The organism is Pelomicrobium sp. (assembly GCF_036803785.1).
In the GTDB taxonomy this organism is placed as follows: Bacteria; Pseudomonadota; Gammaproteobacteria; order Burkholderiales; family UBA6910; genus Pelomicrobium.
Map to the genome: position 1 here is coordinate 1 of NZ_DAIRTR010000058.1, position 18,045 is coordinate 18,045.

The window sequence follows — 18,045 nt, forward strand, 5'->3', positions numbered from 1 at the left end:
TTCCGACCCAAAGGGGTCGCCGGCGCCACCCTGTCCAGTGAAGGGGAGGTGGTCCTGATCCTGGATCTGTCGCAACTTCTTGCCGGCCGCGACGGGCTGATCGCCAGCCGCGCGCCCACGCCGATGTCCCTCGCCGCCTGAAGGCGGCAGCCCCGCCGGGCGCCGCGCATCCCCGAATTGGCGCCCGATCCCAGGCTTATTCTGCTCATGGAGGGTTTCGCCTTCCCGCGATAATCGTCGGCAGCCGGGGCGTTGCAGCACCGCCCCGCCGATGGAGACATCATGGCCGACGAGAACGATCTCGAACGCACAGAACCGGCGTCACCGAGGCGCCGCGAGGAGGCCCGCAGCCAAGGGCAGGTGCCCCAGTCACGGGAGCTCGCCAGCTTGGCGATGGTGGGCGGCGTGGGTGCGCTGCTGTGGCTCGCGGGCGCGTCGTTCGTCTCTCGCGTTGGCGCCACCCTGGCCCACGGGCTCACCGTGGAACGGGAGCTTGCGTTCGACGCATACCTGCTGCTTGCACGCCTTGCTCGTTTGGCGGTGGAGGCGCTGGCAGCCTTGCTGCCCATCGCAGGGGTGGCGCTCCTTTGCGCCCTGGTGGCGCCCATCGCGCTTCGTGGCTGGATCGTGAGCGCCAAAGCCCTCACCCCCGATTGGAACCGCCTGGATCCCGTCAAAGGCCTGAGCCGCATGTTCTCCCTGGGCAGCTTCGTGGAGCTCGCGGTGTCGGTGGCCAAGGCGCTGCTGGTGGGCGGGGCGGGTGCCTGGGCCTTGTGGAGCCAGCGCGAGACCCTGATCGGCCTTGCCTTCCAGGGGCCGGGCGCGGCTTTTTCGAGCCTCGCCGCGGTGCTTGCCCTCAGTTTTTTCTGCCTGGTGGGGGCCCTTGCCTTGGTGACCCTGGTGGACGTGCCGTTTCAGCTCTGGAACTACGGTCGCCGGTTGCGCATGAGCCGCGAGGAGGTGAAGCGCGAGCACAAGGAGACCGAAGGGGATCCCCAGATCAAGGCGCAGGTGCGCACCCGCCAGCGGGAGGTAGCGCGCCGTCGGATGATGGCGGAGGTCCCGAAGGCAGACGTGGTGGTGGTAAACCCCACCCATTACGCGGCGGCGCTCGCCTACCAGGAAGGGCGCATGCGGGCGCCGCGGGTGGTGGCCAAAGGCGCGGGGCTGCTCGCCGCGCGCATCCGCGAGGTGGCGCAAGCGCATCAGGTGCCAGTGCTTTCGGCGCCAGCCCTCGCCCGCGCCCTGTATCATCACGCGCAGCTGGGCGAAGAGATTCCCGAAGCCCTCTACACCGCCGTGGCCGAGGTGCTGGCCTACGTGTATCAGCTGCGGCACGCCCGCGTCCTGGGGCAGGCGTTGCCCCCCCTCGGAGAAGTGCCGGTCCCCCCAGGAATGGATCCCCACGCCGGGGACCCTGATCGGAAGGACGGGTGAGCGCCGTGGCTGCCGCCGTGCTGCCTTCCCTCTTCCGCTCGCTGCGGGCTTCCAGCGCCGTAGCTGCCCCCGTGGTCATCATCCTTATCCTGGCGATGATGGTACTGCCCCTGCCGCCCTTGGTCCTGGACATGCTGTTCACGTTCAATATCGCCTGCGCCATCATGGTGCTGCTGGTCGCCCTCAATACCGTCAAGCCCCTCGATTTCGCCGTCTTCCCCACGGTGCTGCTCGTCACCACGCTGCTGCGGCTGTCACTCAACGTGGCTTCCACGCGGGTGGTGCTGCTGGAGGGTCACACTGGGCCGGATGCCGCAGGCCGAGTGATCGAGGCCTTCGGCCACTTCATCGTGGGGGGCAATTATGCCGTGGGCTTCGTGGTGTTCGTGATTCTGGTGATCATCAACTTCGTGGTGATCACCAAAGGCGCGGGGCGCATCGCGGAAGTGTCAGCGCGTTTCACTCTGGACGCCATGCCCGGCAAGCAGATGGCGATCGACGCCGACCTGAACGCGGGGTTGATCGGCGAGGAGGAGGCGCGCCGCCGGCGGGCCGCCGTCGCTCAGGAGGCGGACTTCTACGGAGCCATGGATGGGGCCAGCAAGTTCGTGCGGGGCGATGCGGTGGCTGGGATCCTGATTCTGCTGATCAACATCGTGGGCGGCCTGGTGGTGGGCGTCTTCCAGCACGGCATGGATTTCGGCCAGGCGGCGCAGAACTACACCCTGCTCACCATCGGCGACGGCCTGGTGGCCCAGATCCCGGCGCTGGTGATTTCCACCGCCGCCGGCGTGGTGGTCTCCCGCGTCGGCACTGGCGAGGACGTCACCCAGCAGGTCAAGGGCCAGCTCTTCCACAATCCCCAACCCCTCGCCCTGACCGCCGCGATCCTGGGGGTGTTGGGGCTCACGCCCGGCATGCCCCATGCGGCGTTCCTGCTGCTCGCCGCAGCGCTGGGTGCGCTGGCCTACGCCTTGGCACGACCCCGTCCGTCGCCCCCCGCCTCGGCCCCTGCTGCGCCGGGACCCGAGAGCCAGGAGGCGAGCTGGGACGATGTCACTCCGGTCGATACGTTGGGGCTGGAAGTGGGCTACCGCTTGATTCCGCTAGTGGATCAGGGCCGGGAAGGGGAGCTGCTGCGCCGGATCAAGGCGTTGCGCAAGAAGTTCGCCCAGGAAGTGGGTTTCCTGCCGCCGGCGGTGCACATCCGCGACAACCTGGAGCTCAAGCCCGGGGCCTACCGCATTCTGCTCAAGGGTGTGGAAATGGGACGGGGCGAAGCCCATCCGGGGCAATACCTCGCCATCGATCCGGGGCGCGGCGCGCCGGCGTTACCGGGTATGGCGGCCCGGGATCCGGCCTTCGGGCTGCCGGCCATCTGGATCGAGGCGAGCTTGCGCGAGCAAGCCCTGGCCCAGGGCTACACGGTGGTGGATGCGGCCAGCGTGATCGCCACCCACTTCAATCAAGTGATGCGTACCCACGCGCAAGAGTTGCTCGGGCGTCAGGAAGTGCAGCAGCTCCTCGATTACCTGGGTCGCGTGAGCCCCAAGCTGGTGGAGGACTTGGTGCCCAAGGCGCTATCCCTCACCACGTTGCAGAAGGTGCTGCAAAACCTGTTGGAGGAGGGTCTCCACATCCGGGATGCGCGCACCATCGTGGAGACACTGGCCGAGCATGCGCCTCGAACCCAGGACAGCGCCGAGCTCACCGCTCTGGTGCGGATCGCTCTCGGCCGTTCCATCGTGCAGGGTTTGTTTGGGCCGGTAGCCGAACTGCCGGTAATCGCCCTCGCACCCGAGCTGGAGAACCTGTTGCTGCAGGCGGTACAGGGCGCGGCGTCCGCGGGCGGCTTCGAGCCGGGGCTCGCCGAGGCGCTGCTCGCCGGGGCGAAGACAGCGCTGGCCCAGCAGGAGCGCAACGGGCACCCCCCGGTTCTCCTCACGCCCCCGCCGCTGCGGCCGCTGCTCGCCCGCTTCCTGCGGCAGACGCTGCCCCAGCTCCAGGTGCTATCCCACGCCGAAATTCCCGACTCGCGGTCCATCCGCGTCACGGCTGTCATCGGAGGTAGAGCATGAACGTTTCCCGTTTCGTCGCAAAAACGTCGCGCGAGGCCTTGCGCCAAGTCAAGGAGGCTCTGGGCCCGGACGCGGTGGTCCTGTCCAACCGCACGGTGGAAGGCGGGGTGGAGATCGTGGCTATGCGCGCCGAGGAGATCGCTCCTCTGGTGACACCGTCCAGGGTTGGGCCTGCGGGCGAGGCCGGGGAAGCAGGCGAGCCGCCGGCCCCGGCCTCCGCGCAGCCGTGGGTGCAGGCGCTGGCAACGGAGATCAAGACGCTGCGCGGCATGGTGGAAGAGCAGTTGGCCGGGCTTGCCTGGGGCGGCGTCGCCCAGCAGGATCCGGCACGAAGCGCCGTGCTGCGCAAGCTGCTCGCGGCCGGCTTCAGCCCGTCCCTCGGGAAAAAAATCCTGGAACGGCTGCCCCGGGGGCGCCCTCCCGACCAGGCGCTGGAATGGGTGCGGGCAGCCCTGGTGCACAACCTCGCCGTGCTGGAGGACGAGGCAGAGGTGCTGGAGCGGGGCGGCGTGTACGCGCTGATGGGCCCCACGGGCGTGGGCAAGACCACCACCACCGCGAAACTGGCGGCTCGCTACGTAGTGCGCCACGGCGCCCAGCGCCTTGGTCTCGTGACCACCGACAGCTATCGCATCGGCGGCCACGACCAGCTCAGGCTCTATGGGCAGATCCTCGGAGTACAGGTGCACTGCGCCCGGGATGCTGAGGAACTGGCGGCGGTGCTCGAACGCCTGCAGCACAAGCACCTCATCCTGATCGACACGGTGGGCATGAGCCAGCGCGATCGCCTGGTGTCGGAGCAGGTGGCCATGCTGCGCTCGCAAGGACGATCGGTGCGCCGGCTGCTGTTGCTCAACGCCACCTGCCACGGGGACACCCTCGAGGACGTCTATCTGGCCTACCGGGACGGGCTCGCCGGCTGCGTGCTCACCAAGCTCGACGAGGCCATTGCCGCTGGTGCGGCGTTGGACGTGGCGATCCGCCACAGGCTCAAGGTGTTCTATGTCTCCGCGGGCCAGCGAGTTCCGGAAGACCTGCATCTGCCCGATGCCCGGACCCTCATCCAGCACGCGTTCGACGATCTGGCCTTGCGCTCTCCCCATGCGCCGGGAGAGGCCGATCTGGCGGCGTTCATGGCTTGCGGCGTGGCGCGCCGGGCAGCGATGGAAGCGGCCTATGGCTGAATGCCATGGGGACCAGGCCGCAGGCCTGCGCCGGTTGCTGGCTTCCCAGGGGCCGCGAGTCGTGGCCGTGGCCGCAGGAGCCGACGGGGTTGGCCGCAGCACCACCGTGGCCTGCCTGGCCCTGATCCTTTCGCGACTGGGACGGCGGGTGGTGGTGGTCGATGGCAACGCGAACGCCGGCAACCTGAACGATCTTCTACAGGCCAATGCTCGCTTTGAGCTGGTCCATGCCCTCGCCGGCGAGCGTACCTTGGGGCAGGTGCTGGTGCGCAGCCCCTACGGGTGCGCCGTGCTGCCGGCGGCGCGGGGTCTCGCCCAATTGTCCAAGCCGGGCAGCTGGGGTGGAGTAGGGCTGCTCAAGCGGCTGGTGGACCTGGATGTCGGGGCGGATTTCGTTCTGGTGGATGCGGCCGCCCGCGCGAGCGGTCTGTTGCTGCCGGTGGATGCCCTTGGGCAGGAATTACTCCTGGCGGTTTCCCCTGAGGCCCGCTCCATTACCCAGGGCTATGGGTTGATCAAGCGCCTCGTGTGGCGTGGCGCCCCGCCGCCGTGCCGGCTGCTCGTGTGCCAGGCGGCCGACGGTGCCCAGGCGGAGGCGATCCACGGCAATGTCGCCGACGTGGCGCGCCGTCACCTGGGAATGGCGCTGCCCCTGGCCGGCTGGACGCCCACCGACTCGGCGGTGAGCCGTGCTGCCGCCCACCCTCGCTCGACGATGGCGGCGTTGCGCGATGGTCCCTTCCTCCGCGCAGTGGAGCGGCTCGCCGAGACACTGCTCGCGCCGGTGGGAGAGGGGGGCAGCCGTTCGCACGGGGCGATGCCAGCGATGGCGGACCGTCGGGCCAGGAGGGGCGTCACAACCGCTGCATGCTGATCTCGCCGGCGACCGGGACGGCGATGGCAACCATCCCTGGGTGGCCATGAGGTTTCGAAGAAGGAGGGAGGTGGGATGTACACCGCAACGGGGTTGAGCGATCGGGAGTACTGGGTCGAGCGCTACATGCCCCTGGTCAAGCGCATCGCCCATCACATGATGGCGCGGCTGCCGGCGAGCGTGCAGGTGGAGGATTTGGTCCAGGCGGGGATGCTCGGCTTGCTGGACGCCATCCAGCGCTTCCAGGAAGGGCAGGGTGCCCAGTTCGAAACCTACGCCGCCCAGCGTATCCGGGGCGCGATCCTCGACGAGCTGCGGGCCGCGGACTGGTTGCCCCGCAGCGTGCGCCGTAGCCTGAGGCGCATCGAGCAGACAATGGCGAGCTTGGAACAACGCCTGCACCGGCCGCCCAGCGAGCAGGAACTGGCCCAGGCACTGGGGCTTTCCCTGGAGGAATACCAGGCGATGCTGTCCGAGGCGCGCGGTGTACAGATCGTCTATTACGACGATTTCGACGAAGGCGAGGAGGATCACTTCCTCGACCGTCATGCGCCTGACCCCCATCCGTCCGCCCTCGAGCGCATCATCGACGAAGACTTTCGCAGGCGGCTCGCGGCGGCCATCGACGCGCTGCCGGAGCGGGAAAAGTTGGTCATGGCCCTGTACTACGAACAGGAGCTGAACCTCAAAGAGATCGGGGCGGTACTCGGGGTCACCGAGTCCCGGGTGTGCCAAATTCATAGCCAGGCCGTGGCCCGGTTGCGCGCGAAGCTCAGAGACAGATGACGGGGCGCAAGCGGTGGATCTGCTAAGCCTCGCAGGTGTCCTCTGCGCGCTGGCTGCTCTCCCGGGCGGTCAGGTGCTGGAAGGCGGCCCCGTGGCTTCCCTGCTTCAACTGGCGGCGGTCCTGAGGAGTACCCACGGCAGCCTGGATCGTGGTCGCCGGAGGTCGGCTACGCTGGCCTGGTGACGCAGATGGCCGACTGGGGACAACGGGCGCGCAACCGCTGCGTGACGGTAACGATCCTAGCCGAAGGCCTGCAGGAAGGGTAGCTATCCCTTCCCCGAGCATGCCTAGGCAAAACCTGGGTCCCAGAGGGAGGCCGTGGCGGACCTGGGACTCAGGCCCGCGCGACCTCGCCGCTGCGGTTTGCGGAGAGGAGACGCCCGGTCGGATCGTAGAGGTTTGTCTCGCTCGAGGGAGCCAGAAGGGTGAGACCCTGGCGGCAGAGGACCAGACGCTCTTCGATGAGGCGCCCGTTCAGGCGGTTTAGCTCCCGAAGCCGGGCCGCCTCAGCAAGCAAGTGCTGCCAGGCGGCGCGCACCCCAGCCGGCTGCCGGGCGAGCCAGACGTTCCAAGCAGTGCGCGGAAGCGGGTGGTCGCCTTCCCGGCCGAGCGCGGCGAAACGCCCGGCCAAGAGCCGCTCCAGGGTCTCGACGGCCGCTTCTTTTTCCGCCGCAAGGCACGCCAGCGTCTCCAGGTCGCCGGCCACCAGCGCATCCCGTTCCCGGGTGAGAAGGGCAGCCAGGGCGGCGAGGGCGCCGCGCTCGGCGGTAAGATCCGGCGCAGGGTTGTTTTCACCCCCGGGAACGGGCGAGCAGCTCACGGGCCTCCTCGATTAACTTGTCGGCAATGGCCTCGGGATCGATGCGCAACCGCCCTTCGGCGATGGCGGCCTTGAGCGCGGCCACCTTCGCGGTGTCCATCCCCTCGGCGCCGGCAATCCCTTGGGCCAAGCGCTGGAGCCGAGCGGAAAGGGGGGAGAGCTCGACGCTGTCCGCCTCAGATGTCCGGGAAGCCGACGCCGGGCCGTTCGCCGGCCGGGCTTGTCCCTCGCCTACGGGGGCGACGCCGGGGAGCTGCTTCACCGAATGGTCGATTTTCATGGGTGTCCTTCCGTCTCCTGGGGGGCCAACTGGATTACGGCCTCGGTTCCAGAAAACTTTAGTGCGTCACTTCCACCACGGCCCCCGGGCGGGCGATCCCCGAGACCAGTTGCCCGCCTGCCAGGCGCACCTGGACGAGCTGACCCTCGGCAGCGGAGGACAGAGACCGGCCCTCGGCGCTCACGGAAAACCCCCGTCCCCGGGCGATCACCTTCACCGTCTGGCCCTGCATCACAACAGGGGTCGCCTTCAGCTGATCCGAGCGCAGCAGCTGCCCGGCGGCGATGGGGGCGGCCACCGTCTTGCCCAGGATGTCCCGGGGGTCGCTCACCACGGCGGCCGACAATTGAGTCAGGTCGGCAGCGACAGGCGTGAGGTCCGCCTCGCTCAACTGCGTTCCGGGGGCGAGGGGACGGGCAGCGGCCAGCACCTGCGCTTCGACGCGCACGGTGACTGGCAGATAAACGGTCCAGGCGCTAGGCGCCGTACAACGCACGCCCACTGAGGCGTTGCCCCACAACCGCTGGCCGGGAGGCAGAAAGGGCTCGAGCACCCCGCAGGCCGGGAGGATGAGCCGCTCATCGAGCCCGCCCACCTGCACGCTCACCCGGCCGGGCAGCGACTGGGTCTGCCGCAGCACGAATTCCTGGGCTGCCTGGGCGACCGCTCCCGGTGCCTGGCGCAGAGCTTCGGCGCCCGCCGGACCCAGGGCCAGGGCCAGGGCGAGGCCCGCCATACCGGGCCGGGCCAGTGGACGTCGGAAGATGCTGGTGCGCTTCATGGGCGCCATGGTGCCACCGGGAGCGGTCGCCCGGAGATGGGAAAAGGGGTGGCTTTGCCGGCCTTTTCTCGTCTTTTGCCGTGCCGGCACCGCGCGAAGATGCGCGCGATGGCCGGTCGCGCTGCAGTGCGGCCGTACATTCAAGCGCCGGGGCACGAGCGCCGTTAAGGAGATCGTCAGCCTCGCGCAACGGCCTGCGGCCCGGGGGGCTCGCCGGTACCCTTCGGCTCCCGGGCCATGTCCTCAGGCGGAGGTGTCGAGAGGTCATCCGCAGTGGGAACGATTCGAAACGAAGAGCGGGAATTCGTTTACAAGGACGGCGACTTCGAGCGGGTGCGCGTCCTCATCCAGCGGCGGGCAGGCATCTCCCTCTCGCCCGCCAAGAAGGACATGGTCTATAGCCGCCTGGCCCGCCGGCTGCGCTGTCTGGGCTTGCGGTCTTTTGGCGATTATCTGAACCGGCTGGAACAAGGCGACGAGGCGGAGTGGGAAGCCTTCACTAATGCCCTGACCACCAACCTGACCGCCTTTTTCCGAGAGGCGCACCATTTCGACCTCCTGGCGCGCCACGTCGCGGCGCATCGCCGCGGTCGTCCCGTGCGCCTGTGGAGCGCGGCCACCTCCACGGGCGAAGAAGCGTACTCCCTGGCGATCACCATGATGGAGGTCTTTGCGAGCTATACGCCGCCGGTGACGATCCTGGCGACCGATATCGATACCCAGGCCCTGGCCTGGGCCCGAAGGGGGGTGTACCCCGAGGAGCGGGTGGCGAAGCTTTCCCAGGAACGCTTGCGACGCTTTTTCCTGAAGGACGCCAGCACGCCGGCGGGGGGCGTGCGAGTACGCGACGAGCTCAAGGCGATCATCACCTTCGCGCCCCTCAATCTCCTGGATCCCGTCTGGGACGTGCGCGGGCCCTTCGACGCCGTCTTTTGCCGCAATGTGATGATCTATTTCGACAAGCCCACCCAGTATCGGATACTGGAGAAACTCGTGCCGCTGCTTGCGCCCCATGGGTTGCTGTTCGCCGGGCATTCGGAGAGCCTGAGCCATGCGGCGGATCTGTTCCGCCCCTGCGGGCGCACCGTCTACGCACCGCTGCGCAACCCGCGGCAGGCCCCCGAGGAGGAAAGAAGCGCAGGCGGGGAAGGCGCCGTCCTGGCGGGGGGCCGTCCTGCGGTCGGCGCAAACGGGCGAATTCCCGCCGTCGGGCCGCGTGGCAGCGCCGGCGCCCCGGGCGTAGAAGGGACCGGACCGTTCCGAGGAGCGAAACGCTTGCCATGAGCGCCGGACTCCATCCTCCAGCACCCATGCCCTCGGCGAAGGGCAGGCTGCGAGTGCTGATCATCGACGACTCCGCACTCATGCGCCGGATCCTGACCGACATCGTCAACGCAGCGCCGGATCTGGAAGCGGTGGGTGCAGCCCGAGATCCCCTCGTGGCGGAGGAGCTCATTCGGACACTCCACCCGGACGTGATCACCCTGGACGTGGAAATGCCCAGGATGGACGGGCTCACCTTCCTCGCGCGGCTCATGCGGCTGCGGCCCACGCCGGTGGTGATGGTGTCGAGCCTCACCGAGCACGGCTCCGAAGCCACCCTAAAGGCGCTGGAGCTGGGTGCGGTCGATTTCATCGCCAAGCCCAAGCGGGACCCGCTCGGGGGCATGAGCGCCTACGCCGAAGAGCTCACGGAAAAGCTCCGTACCGCGGCCGCCGCCCGCCTGCGACCTCTGTCCAGCCCCTCCAGTGCCCGCCCGCGGGCCGCCGCAGCGCTGTCGCGATTTTGCGCGAGCGACAAGCTGGTGATGGTGGGTGCTTCCACCGGAGGTACGGAAGCGATCAAGGAATTTCTCGCCGATTTCCCGCCGGACGCTCCCGCAGTGCTCGTCACCCAGCATATGCCGGAAGGTTTCACCCGCTCTTTTGCCCGGCGGCTCGACGGCCTGTGCCGCATCGCCGTGAAGGAGGCTGAGCACGGCGAGCGGGTATTGCCCGGGCACGCCTACATTGCCCCGGGTCATTCCCATCTCAAGGTGCGCCGCAGTGGCACCCACTATACCGTGGAGCTCAGCCAGGAGCCGCCGGTAAACCGCCACCGGCCGTCGGTGGAAGTGCTGTTTCGCTCCGCCGCCCAGTGGGTGGGCCGTAACGCTGTGGGCGTGATTCTGACCGGCATGGGCAAGGACGGGGCGGCAGGCATGCTGGAGATGAAACGCGCCGGCGCCTACAACTTCGCCCAGGACGAGGCGACTTGCGTGGTATTCGGCATGCCTCGGGAAGCGATCGCCCTGGGCGCGGTGGACGAAGTGCTGCCGATCCAGCGGCTGGCGGCCCAGGTGCTGGCGCGCCTCATGGGGGCCTGAGCGGGTGGAATTGGCGGGCTTTCCATGCGCTAATCCTCCTTTGGCTTCCTCCGCATCGCGGCTAGCATGGTCTTCGTGGGCGCGCGCGGGGACAGCGCGCAGCCCCGGGTTATTTGAAGGAGGATACCCCATGATGGATCGGCTTGACGCGTCGCTTTCGCTGCACGAGCAGGCCCTCGCCCTGCGCCTGAAACGCCAGCAGCTCATTGCGTCCAATATCGCGAACGCCGATACGCCCCATTACAAGGCCAGGGACTTGGATTTCAGGCGCGCGCTGGCGGAGGCGAGCGGCGGCGGAGATTCCATGGCACGTACCCAGGCGGCCCACCTGACGCCTTCCGGCTCCGCCGCTGGCGTGCCTGCAGCTCTGTACCGTGTGCCCCTGCAACCCAGCCTGGACGGCAACACGGTGGAGATGGATGTGGAGCGGGCCCACTTTGCGGACAACGCGATTCGGGCCGAGGCGAGCATCCGCTTCATCGCGTCCAGGCTCAAGTCCATGCTCGCCGCGATCACCGGCTAGCGCGGATACTTCGGAGGAATTCCATGGCTCTCGGCAAGATCTTCGGCATCGCCGCCTCCGCCATGGCGGCCCAGTCCCAGCGACTCAACGTGATCGCCAGCAACCTGGCCAACGCGGAGAGCGCCATTAGCGCGGGCGGCGCACCCTACCGGGCAAGGCAGGTGGTGTTTAGCGCCGTGCCCGTCGACGCAGCAGCTTCCGCCGTGCGGGTGGCAGGCGTGGTAGAAGACCCCTCGCCCCAGCGCAAGGTGCACGACCCGGGGCATCCCCTCGCCGATGCGGACGGCTACGTCACCTATCCCAACGTGGACGTGGTGGAGGAAATGGTGAACATGATCTCCGCCTCCCGTTCGTACCAAAACAACGCCGAGGTCATGGCAACCGCTCGCCATCTGATGTTGAAGGCCCTGGCGATCGGGGAATGAAAAGGGCATGCCTGTGAACGCCATCGAGTCCGTTGCCGCGGCTGTGCTCGCCCCGCCCTCCCGCTCGGTCATGAAGGAGCAGGAAGACCGTTTCCTGCGGTTGCTGGTCACCCAGCTCAAGAACCAGGACCCGCTCAATCCCCTGGACAATGCCCAGATCACCAGTCAGATGGCCCAGATCAGCACGGTACAGGGGCTGGAACGGCTGAACGCCACCTTGAACGCCTTGCTTGGCCAGGCGAACGCGGCGCAGCAGCTGGCCGCGGCAAGCCTGGTGGGGCGAGGCGTGCTGGTGCCGGGCGGGGAGCTGGTCCTCGAGAGTGGCCGCACCCTGTTTGGCGTGGAGTTGAAGGAGCCGGCGGACCGGCTCACGGTGGAGATCCGCGATGCTACGGGACGCCTGGTCTATCGGGCCGAGCTGGGTCCCCATGGGGCAGGCATCCACGGGCTTCACTGGGACGGGATCACCGAATCCGGCGCTGTGGCCGCAGACGGGCGCTACTCCTTCGAGGTGAGCGCCACGCGGGGCGAGCAGAGCGTTGCGGCGATGGCTCTCTCCTTCGGACGAGTGGACGCAGTAGCCCGCTCTGGAGATGCGGTCTCTCTGGTGCTGTCCGGGGGACGCAGCGCGGCGCTCGCCGACGTGAAACAAGTGTTCTAGAGATTGCCCGCAAAGGAGCGATTCATGAGCTTTCAACAGGGATTGAGCGGCCTAAACGCCGCCTCCAAGAACCTGGACGTCATCGGCAACAACGTGGCCAACGCCAACACGGTGGGCTTCAAGGCGTCCGTGGCCCAGTTCGCAGATGTCTATGCCAATTCTCTCGCCGGGGCCGGCGCCGGCCAGATCGGCATCGGCACGCGCCTTGCGGCGGTGGCCCAGCAATTCACCCAGGGCAACGTGACAGTGACCCACAACCCCCTGGACATGGCCATCAACGGCAACGGTTTTTTCCGTATGAGCGACAACGGCGCCATCACCTATAGCCGCAACGGACAGTTCCACACCGACCGGGATGGCTACATCGTCAACGCCAGCGGCAAGCGCCTGACTGGTTATGGGGCGGTGAACGGCGTGCTCAACACCGCCGCTCCGGTGGAGCTGCGCATCGATACCGCCGACCTCGCGCCCCAGGCGACCGGGTCCGTGGCGGCGGGAGTCAACTTGGACTCCCGCAGTGGCGTGATCAGTGCCGCCTTCGACCTGAACGATCCGGCCACTTACACGAGCTCCACGGCGGTCACGGTCTACGACAGCCTGGGGAATCCCCACACCCTGTCCACCTACTTCGTGAAGACGGGAGCCAACCAGTGGAGCGTCTACGGCGCCCTGGACGGCACCCAGATCGGAACGGGCCCGTTGGGAAGCCTGAATTTCACCTCCAGCGGCACCATCGACACGAGCGCCACTTTTTTGCCTTTCACCGTCTCCGCGCCCGTTGCGACTGGCGCGGTGAGCCCTCTGACCTTCGACTTGGATTTTACCGGCAGCACCCAGTTCGGATCACCCTTCGGGGTGAACGCCCTTAGCCAGGACGGCTATGGGCCCGGGCGGCTTGCTGGCTTCAGCGTGGGCGGCGACGGCGTGATCCTGGCCCGCTACACCAACGGCCAATCCAGCGTGCTGGGGCAGGTGGTGCTCGCAAATTTCGCCAACCCCACGGGCCTGCAGCCTCTGGGGGACAACGCCTGGGCGGAGACCGCTGACTCAGGGCAGCCCCTCATCGGAACGCCCGGCTCGAGCAATATGGGACTGCTGCAATCGGCGGCGGTGGAGGACTCCAACGTGGACCTGACCCAGGAGCTGGTCAACATGATCACTGCACAGCGGGTCTACCAGGCCAACGCCCAGACCATCAAAACCCAAGACGCCGTCATGCAGACTCTGGTGAACCTGAGATAAGGACAATGGGAACCGCGCCCGCTACCGGGCACCAGAGCTCACAGGAAGCAGTCGGGAGCAATTATTCTATGGACCGCATGATTTATCTCGCCATGGGCGGCGCCAAGCAGATCCTGACGCGCCAAGAAGTGGCGGCCCATAACCTGGCCAATGCCGGCACCACGGGTTTCCGGGCGCAGATGTCAGCCTTCCGCACGGTCCCCGTGGAGGGGCCGGGCCTGCCCACCCGGGTGTACGTCGTGGAGACGACACCTGCGGCGAATCTTGCTCCCGGCCCGGTGGAGCAGACGGGGCGAGCGCTGGACGTGGCGGTGCTGGGCGCCGGGTGGATCGCGGTACAAGCGCCCGGTGGGGAGGAAGCTTACAGCCGCGACGGACGACTGCAGGTCAATCCCAATGGCATCCTTACCACTGGCGCTGGCCATCCGGTGATGGGAGATGGCGGACCCATCACCGTGCCTCCGGATGCCCAGCTCACCATTGCCCCAGATGGGAGCGTATCTGCCCTGCAAAGCGGCCAGAGTGCTGCCAGCGTGATGCCCCTCGGGCGCATCAAGCTGGTGAACCCCCCGGGGGCCGAGCTCTTGCGGGGCGAGGACGGGTTGTTCCGGATGAGAGGCGGTGGCACCGCGGCGGCGGATGCGGCGGTGCGGCTTGCGCCCGGTGCGCTGGAAGGCAGCAACGTGAATGTGGTGGAAGCCATGGTTACCATGATCGGGCTCGCGCGCCAGTTTGATTTGCACATGCGCCTGCTCGGTAACGCCGAGGCGAACGAGCGTCAGGCGGACCAGCTCCTCGGGCCGGCGCGCTGACCCGGATCGCACGCCAAGGGAAAGGACGACGTCATGATTCGATCGCTTTGGATCTCCAAGACCGGGCTCGACGCCCAGCAGACCCAGATGGACGTGATCGCCAACAACCTGGCGAACGTCAGCACCAACGGCTTCAAGCGCTCGCGCGCGGTATTCGAGGACTTGCTTTATCAGACGCTGCGTCAGCCAGGTGCCCACTCGTCCCAACAGACCCAGATTCCCTCGGGACTACAGATCGGCACTGGCGTGCGGCCGGTGGCCACCGAACGGGTCCACACCCAGGGCAATCTGCAACAGACCGGCAACGCCCTGGATGTGGCGGTGCAGGGGCCAGGCTTCTTCCAGGTGTTGCTGCCCGACGGCACCCTCGCTTATACCCGGGACGGCTCGTTCCAGGCAAACGCGGATGGTCAGCTGGTGACGGCAAGCGGCTATCCGGTCCAGCCGGGGATCACCCTGCCCGCCAACGCTTTGAGCGTCACCATCGGCAAGGATGGCACGGTGTCGGTGGTGCTGCCCGGCGCCACCGTCCCGACCCAGGTGGGTTCGCTGCAACTGGCTACTTTCGTCAATCCGGCGGGGCTGCAAAGCTACGGGGAGAACCTGTATCTGGAGACCGCCGCTTCCGGCACCCCCAATGTGAGCACCCCCGGGACCAACGGTGCCGGGCTGCTCAACCAGGGCTATGTGGAGACCTCCAACGTGAACGTGGTGGAAGAGCTAGTGAGCATGATACAGACTCAGCGGGCCTACGAAATCAACTCCAAGGCGATCCAGGTTTCCGACCAGATGCTGCAGCGCCTCGGGCAGCTGTGAAAGTGAGGCGCAGGAGGGCAAGCGTGAACGACGAAGGGCAGCCGGTGCAGCGCGGCTGGGCGTTGAAAGTTCGCTGGGGCGTCATTGCCGGGGTGGCGCTCGCGTTGTTGGGTTGCGCGGCGCCCGCGCCCATCGTGCACCAGCCTATGAGCGCTCGGCCGCTCCCCCAAGCCGCGCCGCCGCCGGGCAATGGTGCCATCTACCGCGTCACCGATTCCGGCCCGGGATTCGGCCCGGGAGGGCTCCTGTTCGAAGATCAGGTGGCCCGCGCTGTGGGTGACACTCTCACCATCGTGCTCAACGAAAAGACCATCGCCGCCAAGAACCGCGCGAGTTCTGCCTCCAAGAGCGGCTCGGTGGACTTTGGCGTTCCATTGGTGCAAGGACTGCCGTTCAAGAGCCTTCAGGGCGCCGGGTTCCAAGCCGACTCGACCAACACTTTCCAGGGCAAAGGTGCGGCGAGCGCTGACAACATGGTGAGCGGCACCCTCACCGTCACCGTGATCGAAGTGCTGCCCAACGGCAACCTGCTCGTGTCGGGGGAGAAGCAGCTCGCCCTGTCCCAGGGGGAGGAGTACGTTCGCTTCTCAGGGGTGGTCAATCCGAACACCATCACTCCCGCCAATACAGTGTCTTCCACCCAAGTGGCGGATGCCCGCATCGAATACCGCGGCCGCGGCACCATCGACGAAGCCCAGGTGATGGGCTGGCTCGGCCGCTTTTTCTTGACCGTCCTGCCGTTCTAGCGGGAGGTCGCAGGACATGAGGCGAGCCGCAGACGCAAAGGCCGCGCGCCGCGAAGGTAGGTCCGGCCGCGGGCGCGGGGCGCTCGCGCTCGCCTGCATCCTGGGTCTGCTCTTTTCCGTCCCGGGCGGAGCCGAGCGCATCAAGGACCTGGCTTCCTTACAGGGCGTGCGGGAGAACCCGCTCATCGGCTATGGCCTGGTGGTGGGACTGGACGGCACGGGCGACCAAACCACGCAGACGCCGTTCACCGTGCAAAGCCTCGCCAACATGCTGTCCCGGTTGGGCATCAATCTGCCTCCCGGTACGAACCCGCAGTTAAAAAACGTGGCTGCGGTCATGGTCACGGCGAGCCTGCCGCCCTTCGCCAAGCCGGGACAGGCGATCGACGTCACCGTCTCCTCCCTGGGCAACGCCAAGAGCCTGCGGGGCGGCACACTCCTGCTCACGCCCCTGAAGGGGGCCGACGGGCAAGTGTACGCCATCGCCCAGGGCAACGTGGTGGTGGGAGGTGCGGGAGCGGAGAGCGCCGGAAGCAAGGTGCAGGTGAACCATCTGAGCGTCGGGCGTGTGCCGGGGGGCGCCACGGTGGAGCGGGCGGTGCCCACGCCGGTGGGCCAGGACGGCTACTTCCAGCTCGAGCTCCACGCCACCGATTTCGGCACCGCCAAGCGGGTGTCGGACGCCATCAATGCCCTCGCGCCAGGCAGCGCGGTGGCCTTGGACGGGCGCGTGATTCGGGTTCAGGCTCCCGCGACTCCCGCGGAACGGGTGGCTTTCCTCGCCCAGATTGAGTCGCTGGAGGTGACACCCGCCCAGACCGCGGCGAAGGTCATCATCAACGCCCGGACAGGCTCGGTGGTCATGAACCAGGCGGTTACGGTGGGCACTTGCGCAGTGGCCCACGGCAATCTCGCGGTGCTGGTATCCACCGAACCGGTGATCAGCCAGCCGGCGCCCTTCGCCCGCCGCGGGGACACGGTGCAGGCCGAGCGCAGCGACATCGAGATCCGCCAGGAGGGCGGGCGGCTGATGATGGTGCCCGCTGGCGCATCCTTGGCCGAGGTGGTGAAGGCCTTGAATGCCCTGGGCGCCACGCCCCAGGACCTGGTGGCCATCCTCCAGGCCATGAAGGCGGCGGGCGCCCTCAGGGCCGAGCTGGAAATCATCTGAGCAGGGAGTGCCGCCGGCGATGCGCGACCTCGAAGCGTGGAACGCCCTGGCGATCGACGGCCGCAGCCTGGACGGGTTGCGGGCCAAGGCGCGCCGCGATCCCGACGGGGCGCTTAAGGCGGCGGCCCGGGAATTCGAGGCGGTACTCATGGAGATGATGCTGAAAAGCATGCGACAGGCGATGGTTGCGGGGCCGAGCCTTGAGGAGCATGGCTTGGGAGGCGGGGAGGTGCGCACCTACCAAGGGATGCTGGATCAGCAGCTCGCCCGGGGCGCCGCCTCCCAGGGGCTGGGATTAGCTGAGCGGTTGGTGGAACAGCTTTCCCGCAGCCAGCCAGCGAGAGTCGAAAGAACCCCCCCCATAGCTATGACGACGGCATCGACCGCGCCGGCTCAGGGTACCCCTGCATCAGCACCGGCGAGCTTCGTCGAGCGGCTGCGGCCCCATGCCGAAGCCGCGGCCCGCACCTTGGGGCTGCCGCCGCGCTTCGTGCTCGGGCACGCAGCGCTGGAGAGTGGATGGGGCCGGCATGAAATCCGCCATCCGGACGGGCGCCCAAGCCACAACCTGTTCGGCATCAAGGCGGGAGCGGGCTGGAGGGGCGAGACCGTGGAGGTGGTCACTACCGAGTATGTGGACGGCCGTGCCGAAAGGCGTCGCGAGCGCTTCCGCGCCTACGGCTCCTACGCCGAAGCCTTTGCCGATTACGCCCGGCTGCTTGCCGCAAACCCCCGCTACGCACCAGTGCTCGCCCATGGGGGCGATGCGGACGCTTTCGCCCGGGCGCTCAAGCAGGCCGGGTATGCCACCGATCCTCTCTACGACCGTAAGCTCTCGGCGGTGCTGAACAGCCCGGCACTGTCCGCGCTGGCGGCGGGGTAGGGCTCAAGTCTTTTCCCGCGCAACCGATAAACCGGGAAGCATGGGCAACAGCATCCTTAACATCGGCGTGACCGCCCTCACCGCTGCCCAGACAGGGCTCACCACGGTGGGGCACAACATCGCAAACGTGAACACGCCCGGCTACAGCCGCCAGCAGGT

At 67.7% G+C, this 18,045-nt stretch carries 19 protein-coding genes and 1 pseudogene; 17 read left to right on the plus strand and 3 right to left on the minus strand.

Annotated features, from left to right (window positions below; translation table 11 throughout):
• Positions 1 to 282 precede the first annotated feature (282 nt).
• The 5 genes from flhB (at position 283) to V7Q81_RS08425 (ending at position 6,359) form a co-directional block, all read left to right on the plus strand.
• The gene (flhB, locus tag V7Q81_RS08405; RefSeq protein ID WP_333841991.1) at positions 283 to 1,437 is read left to right on the plus strand and encodes a flagellar biosynthesis protein FlhB; all 1,155 of its coding nucleotides are present in this window, start codon (positions 283 to 285) and stop codon (positions 1,435 to 1,437) included.
• 5 nt (positions 1,438 to 1,442) lie between these two features.
• Positions 1,443 to 3,515 (plus strand): flagellar biosynthesis protein FlhA, encoded by a 2,073-nt coding sequence (flhA, locus tag V7Q81_RS08410; RefSeq protein ID WP_333842033.1) that lies wholly within the window; start codon positions 1,443 to 1,445, stop codon positions 3,513 to 3,515.
• Positions 3,512 to 4,699 (plus strand): flagellar biosynthesis protein FlhF, encoded by a 1,188-nt coding sequence (gene flhF / locus V7Q81_RS08415; protein ID WP_333841993.1) that lies wholly within the window; start codon positions 3,512 to 3,514, stop codon positions 4,697 to 4,699. The genes flhA and flhF overlap by 4 nt, the downstream gene beginning before the upstream one ends.
• Positions 4,692 to 5,573, plus strand: a complete 882-nt coding sequence (locus V7Q81_RS08420) for a nucleotide-binding protein (RefSeq protein WP_333841995.1) — start codon at positions 4,692 to 4,694, stop codon at positions 5,571 to 5,573. Before flhF ends, V7Q81_RS08420 begins: the two co-directional genes overlap by 8 nt.
• 75 nt (positions 5,574 to 5,648) lie before the next feature.
• On the plus strand, positions 5,649 to 6,359 hold the full coding sequence (locus V7Q81_RS08425) for an RNA polymerase sigma factor FliA (RefSeq protein WP_333841997.1): 711 nt from the start codon (positions 5,649 to 5,651) through the stop codon (positions 6,357 to 6,359).
• A 335-nt stretch (positions 6,360 to 6,694) separates the two neighbouring features.
• Here V7Q81_RS08425 and V7Q81_RS08430 read toward each other — a convergent pair whose 3' ends face one another.
• Genes V7Q81_RS08430 through flgA form a run of 3 tightly spaced genes read right to left on the minus strand, consistent with a single transcriptional unit; the run spans position 6,695 to position 8,241 of the window.
• Complete coding sequence (locus tag V7Q81_RS08430) at positions 6,695 to 7,180, minus strand: flagella synthesis protein FlgN (protein WP_333841999.1); 486 nt, start codon at positions 7,178 to 7,180, stop codon at positions 6,695 to 6,697.
• Entirely contained in the window at positions 7,152 to 7,460 is a 309-nt protein-coding gene (gene flgM / locus V7Q81_RS08435; protein WP_333842002.1) for a flagellar biosynthesis anti-sigma factor FlgM, read from the minus strand. Before flgM ends, V7Q81_RS08430 begins: the two co-directional genes overlap by 29 nt.
• Before the next feature lie 58 nt (positions 7,461 to 7,518).
• The gene (gene flgA, locus V7Q81_RS08440) at positions 7,519 to 8,241 is read right to left on the minus strand and encodes a flagellar basal body P-ring formation chaperone FlgA (RefSeq protein WP_333842005.1); all 723 of its coding nucleotides are present in this window, start codon (positions 8,239 to 8,241) and stop codon (positions 7,519 to 7,521) included.
• Between the two features lie 237 nt (positions 8,242 to 8,478).
• Here flgA and V7Q81_RS08445 point away from each other — a divergent pair.
• The 12 genes and pseudogenes from V7Q81_RS08445 to V7Q81_RS08500 form a co-directional block, all read left to right on the plus strand.
• Positions 8,479 to 9,336: pseudogene (locus V7Q81_RS08445) on the plus strand (CheR family methyltransferase); the annotation flags it as partial.
• A 185-nt stretch (positions 9,337 to 9,521) separates the two neighbouring features.
• A complete protein-coding gene (locus V7Q81_RS08450; RefSeq protein ID WP_333842008.1) occupies positions 9,522 to 10,607 on the plus strand; it encodes a protein-glutamate methylesterase/protein-glutamine glutaminase in 1,086 nt (361 codons plus the stop codon).
• Positions 10,608 to 10,737: 130 nt separating this feature from the next.
• Positions 10,738 to 11,130 carry a flagellar basal body rod protein FlgB gene (gene flgB / locus V7Q81_RS08455; RefSeq protein ID WP_333842011.1) on the plus strand — a complete coding sequence of 131 codons (393 nt, stop codon included), beginning with the start codon at positions 10,738 to 10,740 and terminating at the stop codon, positions 11,128 to 11,130.
• 23 nt (positions 11,131 to 11,153) lie between these two features.
• The gene (gene flgC, locus V7Q81_RS08460) at positions 11,154 to 11,555 is read left to right on the plus strand and encodes a flagellar basal body rod protein FlgC (protein WP_333842014.1); all 402 of its coding nucleotides are present in this window, start codon (positions 11,154 to 11,156) and stop codon (positions 11,553 to 11,555) included.
• Between the two features lie 7 nt (positions 11,556 to 11,562).
• Entirely contained in the window at positions 11,563 to 12,216 is a 654-nt protein-coding gene (locus tag V7Q81_RS08465; RefSeq protein ID WP_333842016.1) for a flagellar hook assembly protein FlgD, read from the plus strand.
• Positions 12,217 to 12,240: 24 nt separating this feature from the next.
• Positions 12,241 to 13,458: a flagellar hook protein FlgE gene (flgE, locus tag V7Q81_RS08470; protein WP_333842018.1), complete on the plus strand. Its 1,218-nt coding sequence runs from the start codon at positions 12,241 to 12,243 to the stop codon at positions 13,456 to 13,458.
• 68 nt (positions 13,459 to 13,526) lie between these two features.
• A complete protein-coding gene (locus tag V7Q81_RS08475; protein ID WP_333842021.1) occupies positions 13,527 to 14,270 on the plus strand; it encodes a flagellar basal body rod protein FlgF in 744 nt (247 codons plus the stop codon).
• Between the two features lie 33 nt (positions 14,271 to 14,303).
• Entirely contained in the window at positions 14,304 to 15,086 is a 783-nt protein-coding gene (gene flgG, locus V7Q81_RS08480; protein WP_333842023.1) for a flagellar basal-body rod protein FlgG, read from the plus strand.
• Between the two features lie 23 nt (positions 15,087 to 15,109).
• Positions 15,110 to 15,832: a flagellar basal body L-ring protein FlgH gene (locus tag V7Q81_RS08485; RefSeq protein ID WP_333842025.1), complete on the plus strand. Its 723-nt coding sequence runs from the start codon at positions 15,110 to 15,112 to the stop codon at positions 15,830 to 15,832.
• A 16-nt stretch (positions 15,833 to 15,848) separates the two neighbouring features.
• Positions 15,849 to 17,003, plus strand: a complete 1,155-nt coding sequence (locus V7Q81_RS08490) for a flagellar basal body P-ring protein FlgI (protein ID WP_333842028.1) — start codon at positions 15,849 to 15,851, stop codon at positions 17,001 to 17,003.
• A 19-nt stretch (positions 17,004 to 17,022) separates the two neighbouring features.
• Complete coding sequence (flgJ, locus tag V7Q81_RS08495; protein ID WP_333842031.1) at positions 17,023 to 17,886, plus strand: flagellar assembly peptidoglycan hydrolase FlgJ; 864 nt, start codon at positions 17,023 to 17,025, stop codon at positions 17,884 to 17,886.
• Positions 17,887 to 17,926: 40 nt separating this feature from the next.
• A partial coding sequence (locus V7Q81_RS08500) for a flagellar basal body protein (RefSeq protein ID WP_333842037.1) occupies positions 17,927 to 18,045 on the plus strand: 119 nt, incomplete at its 3' end.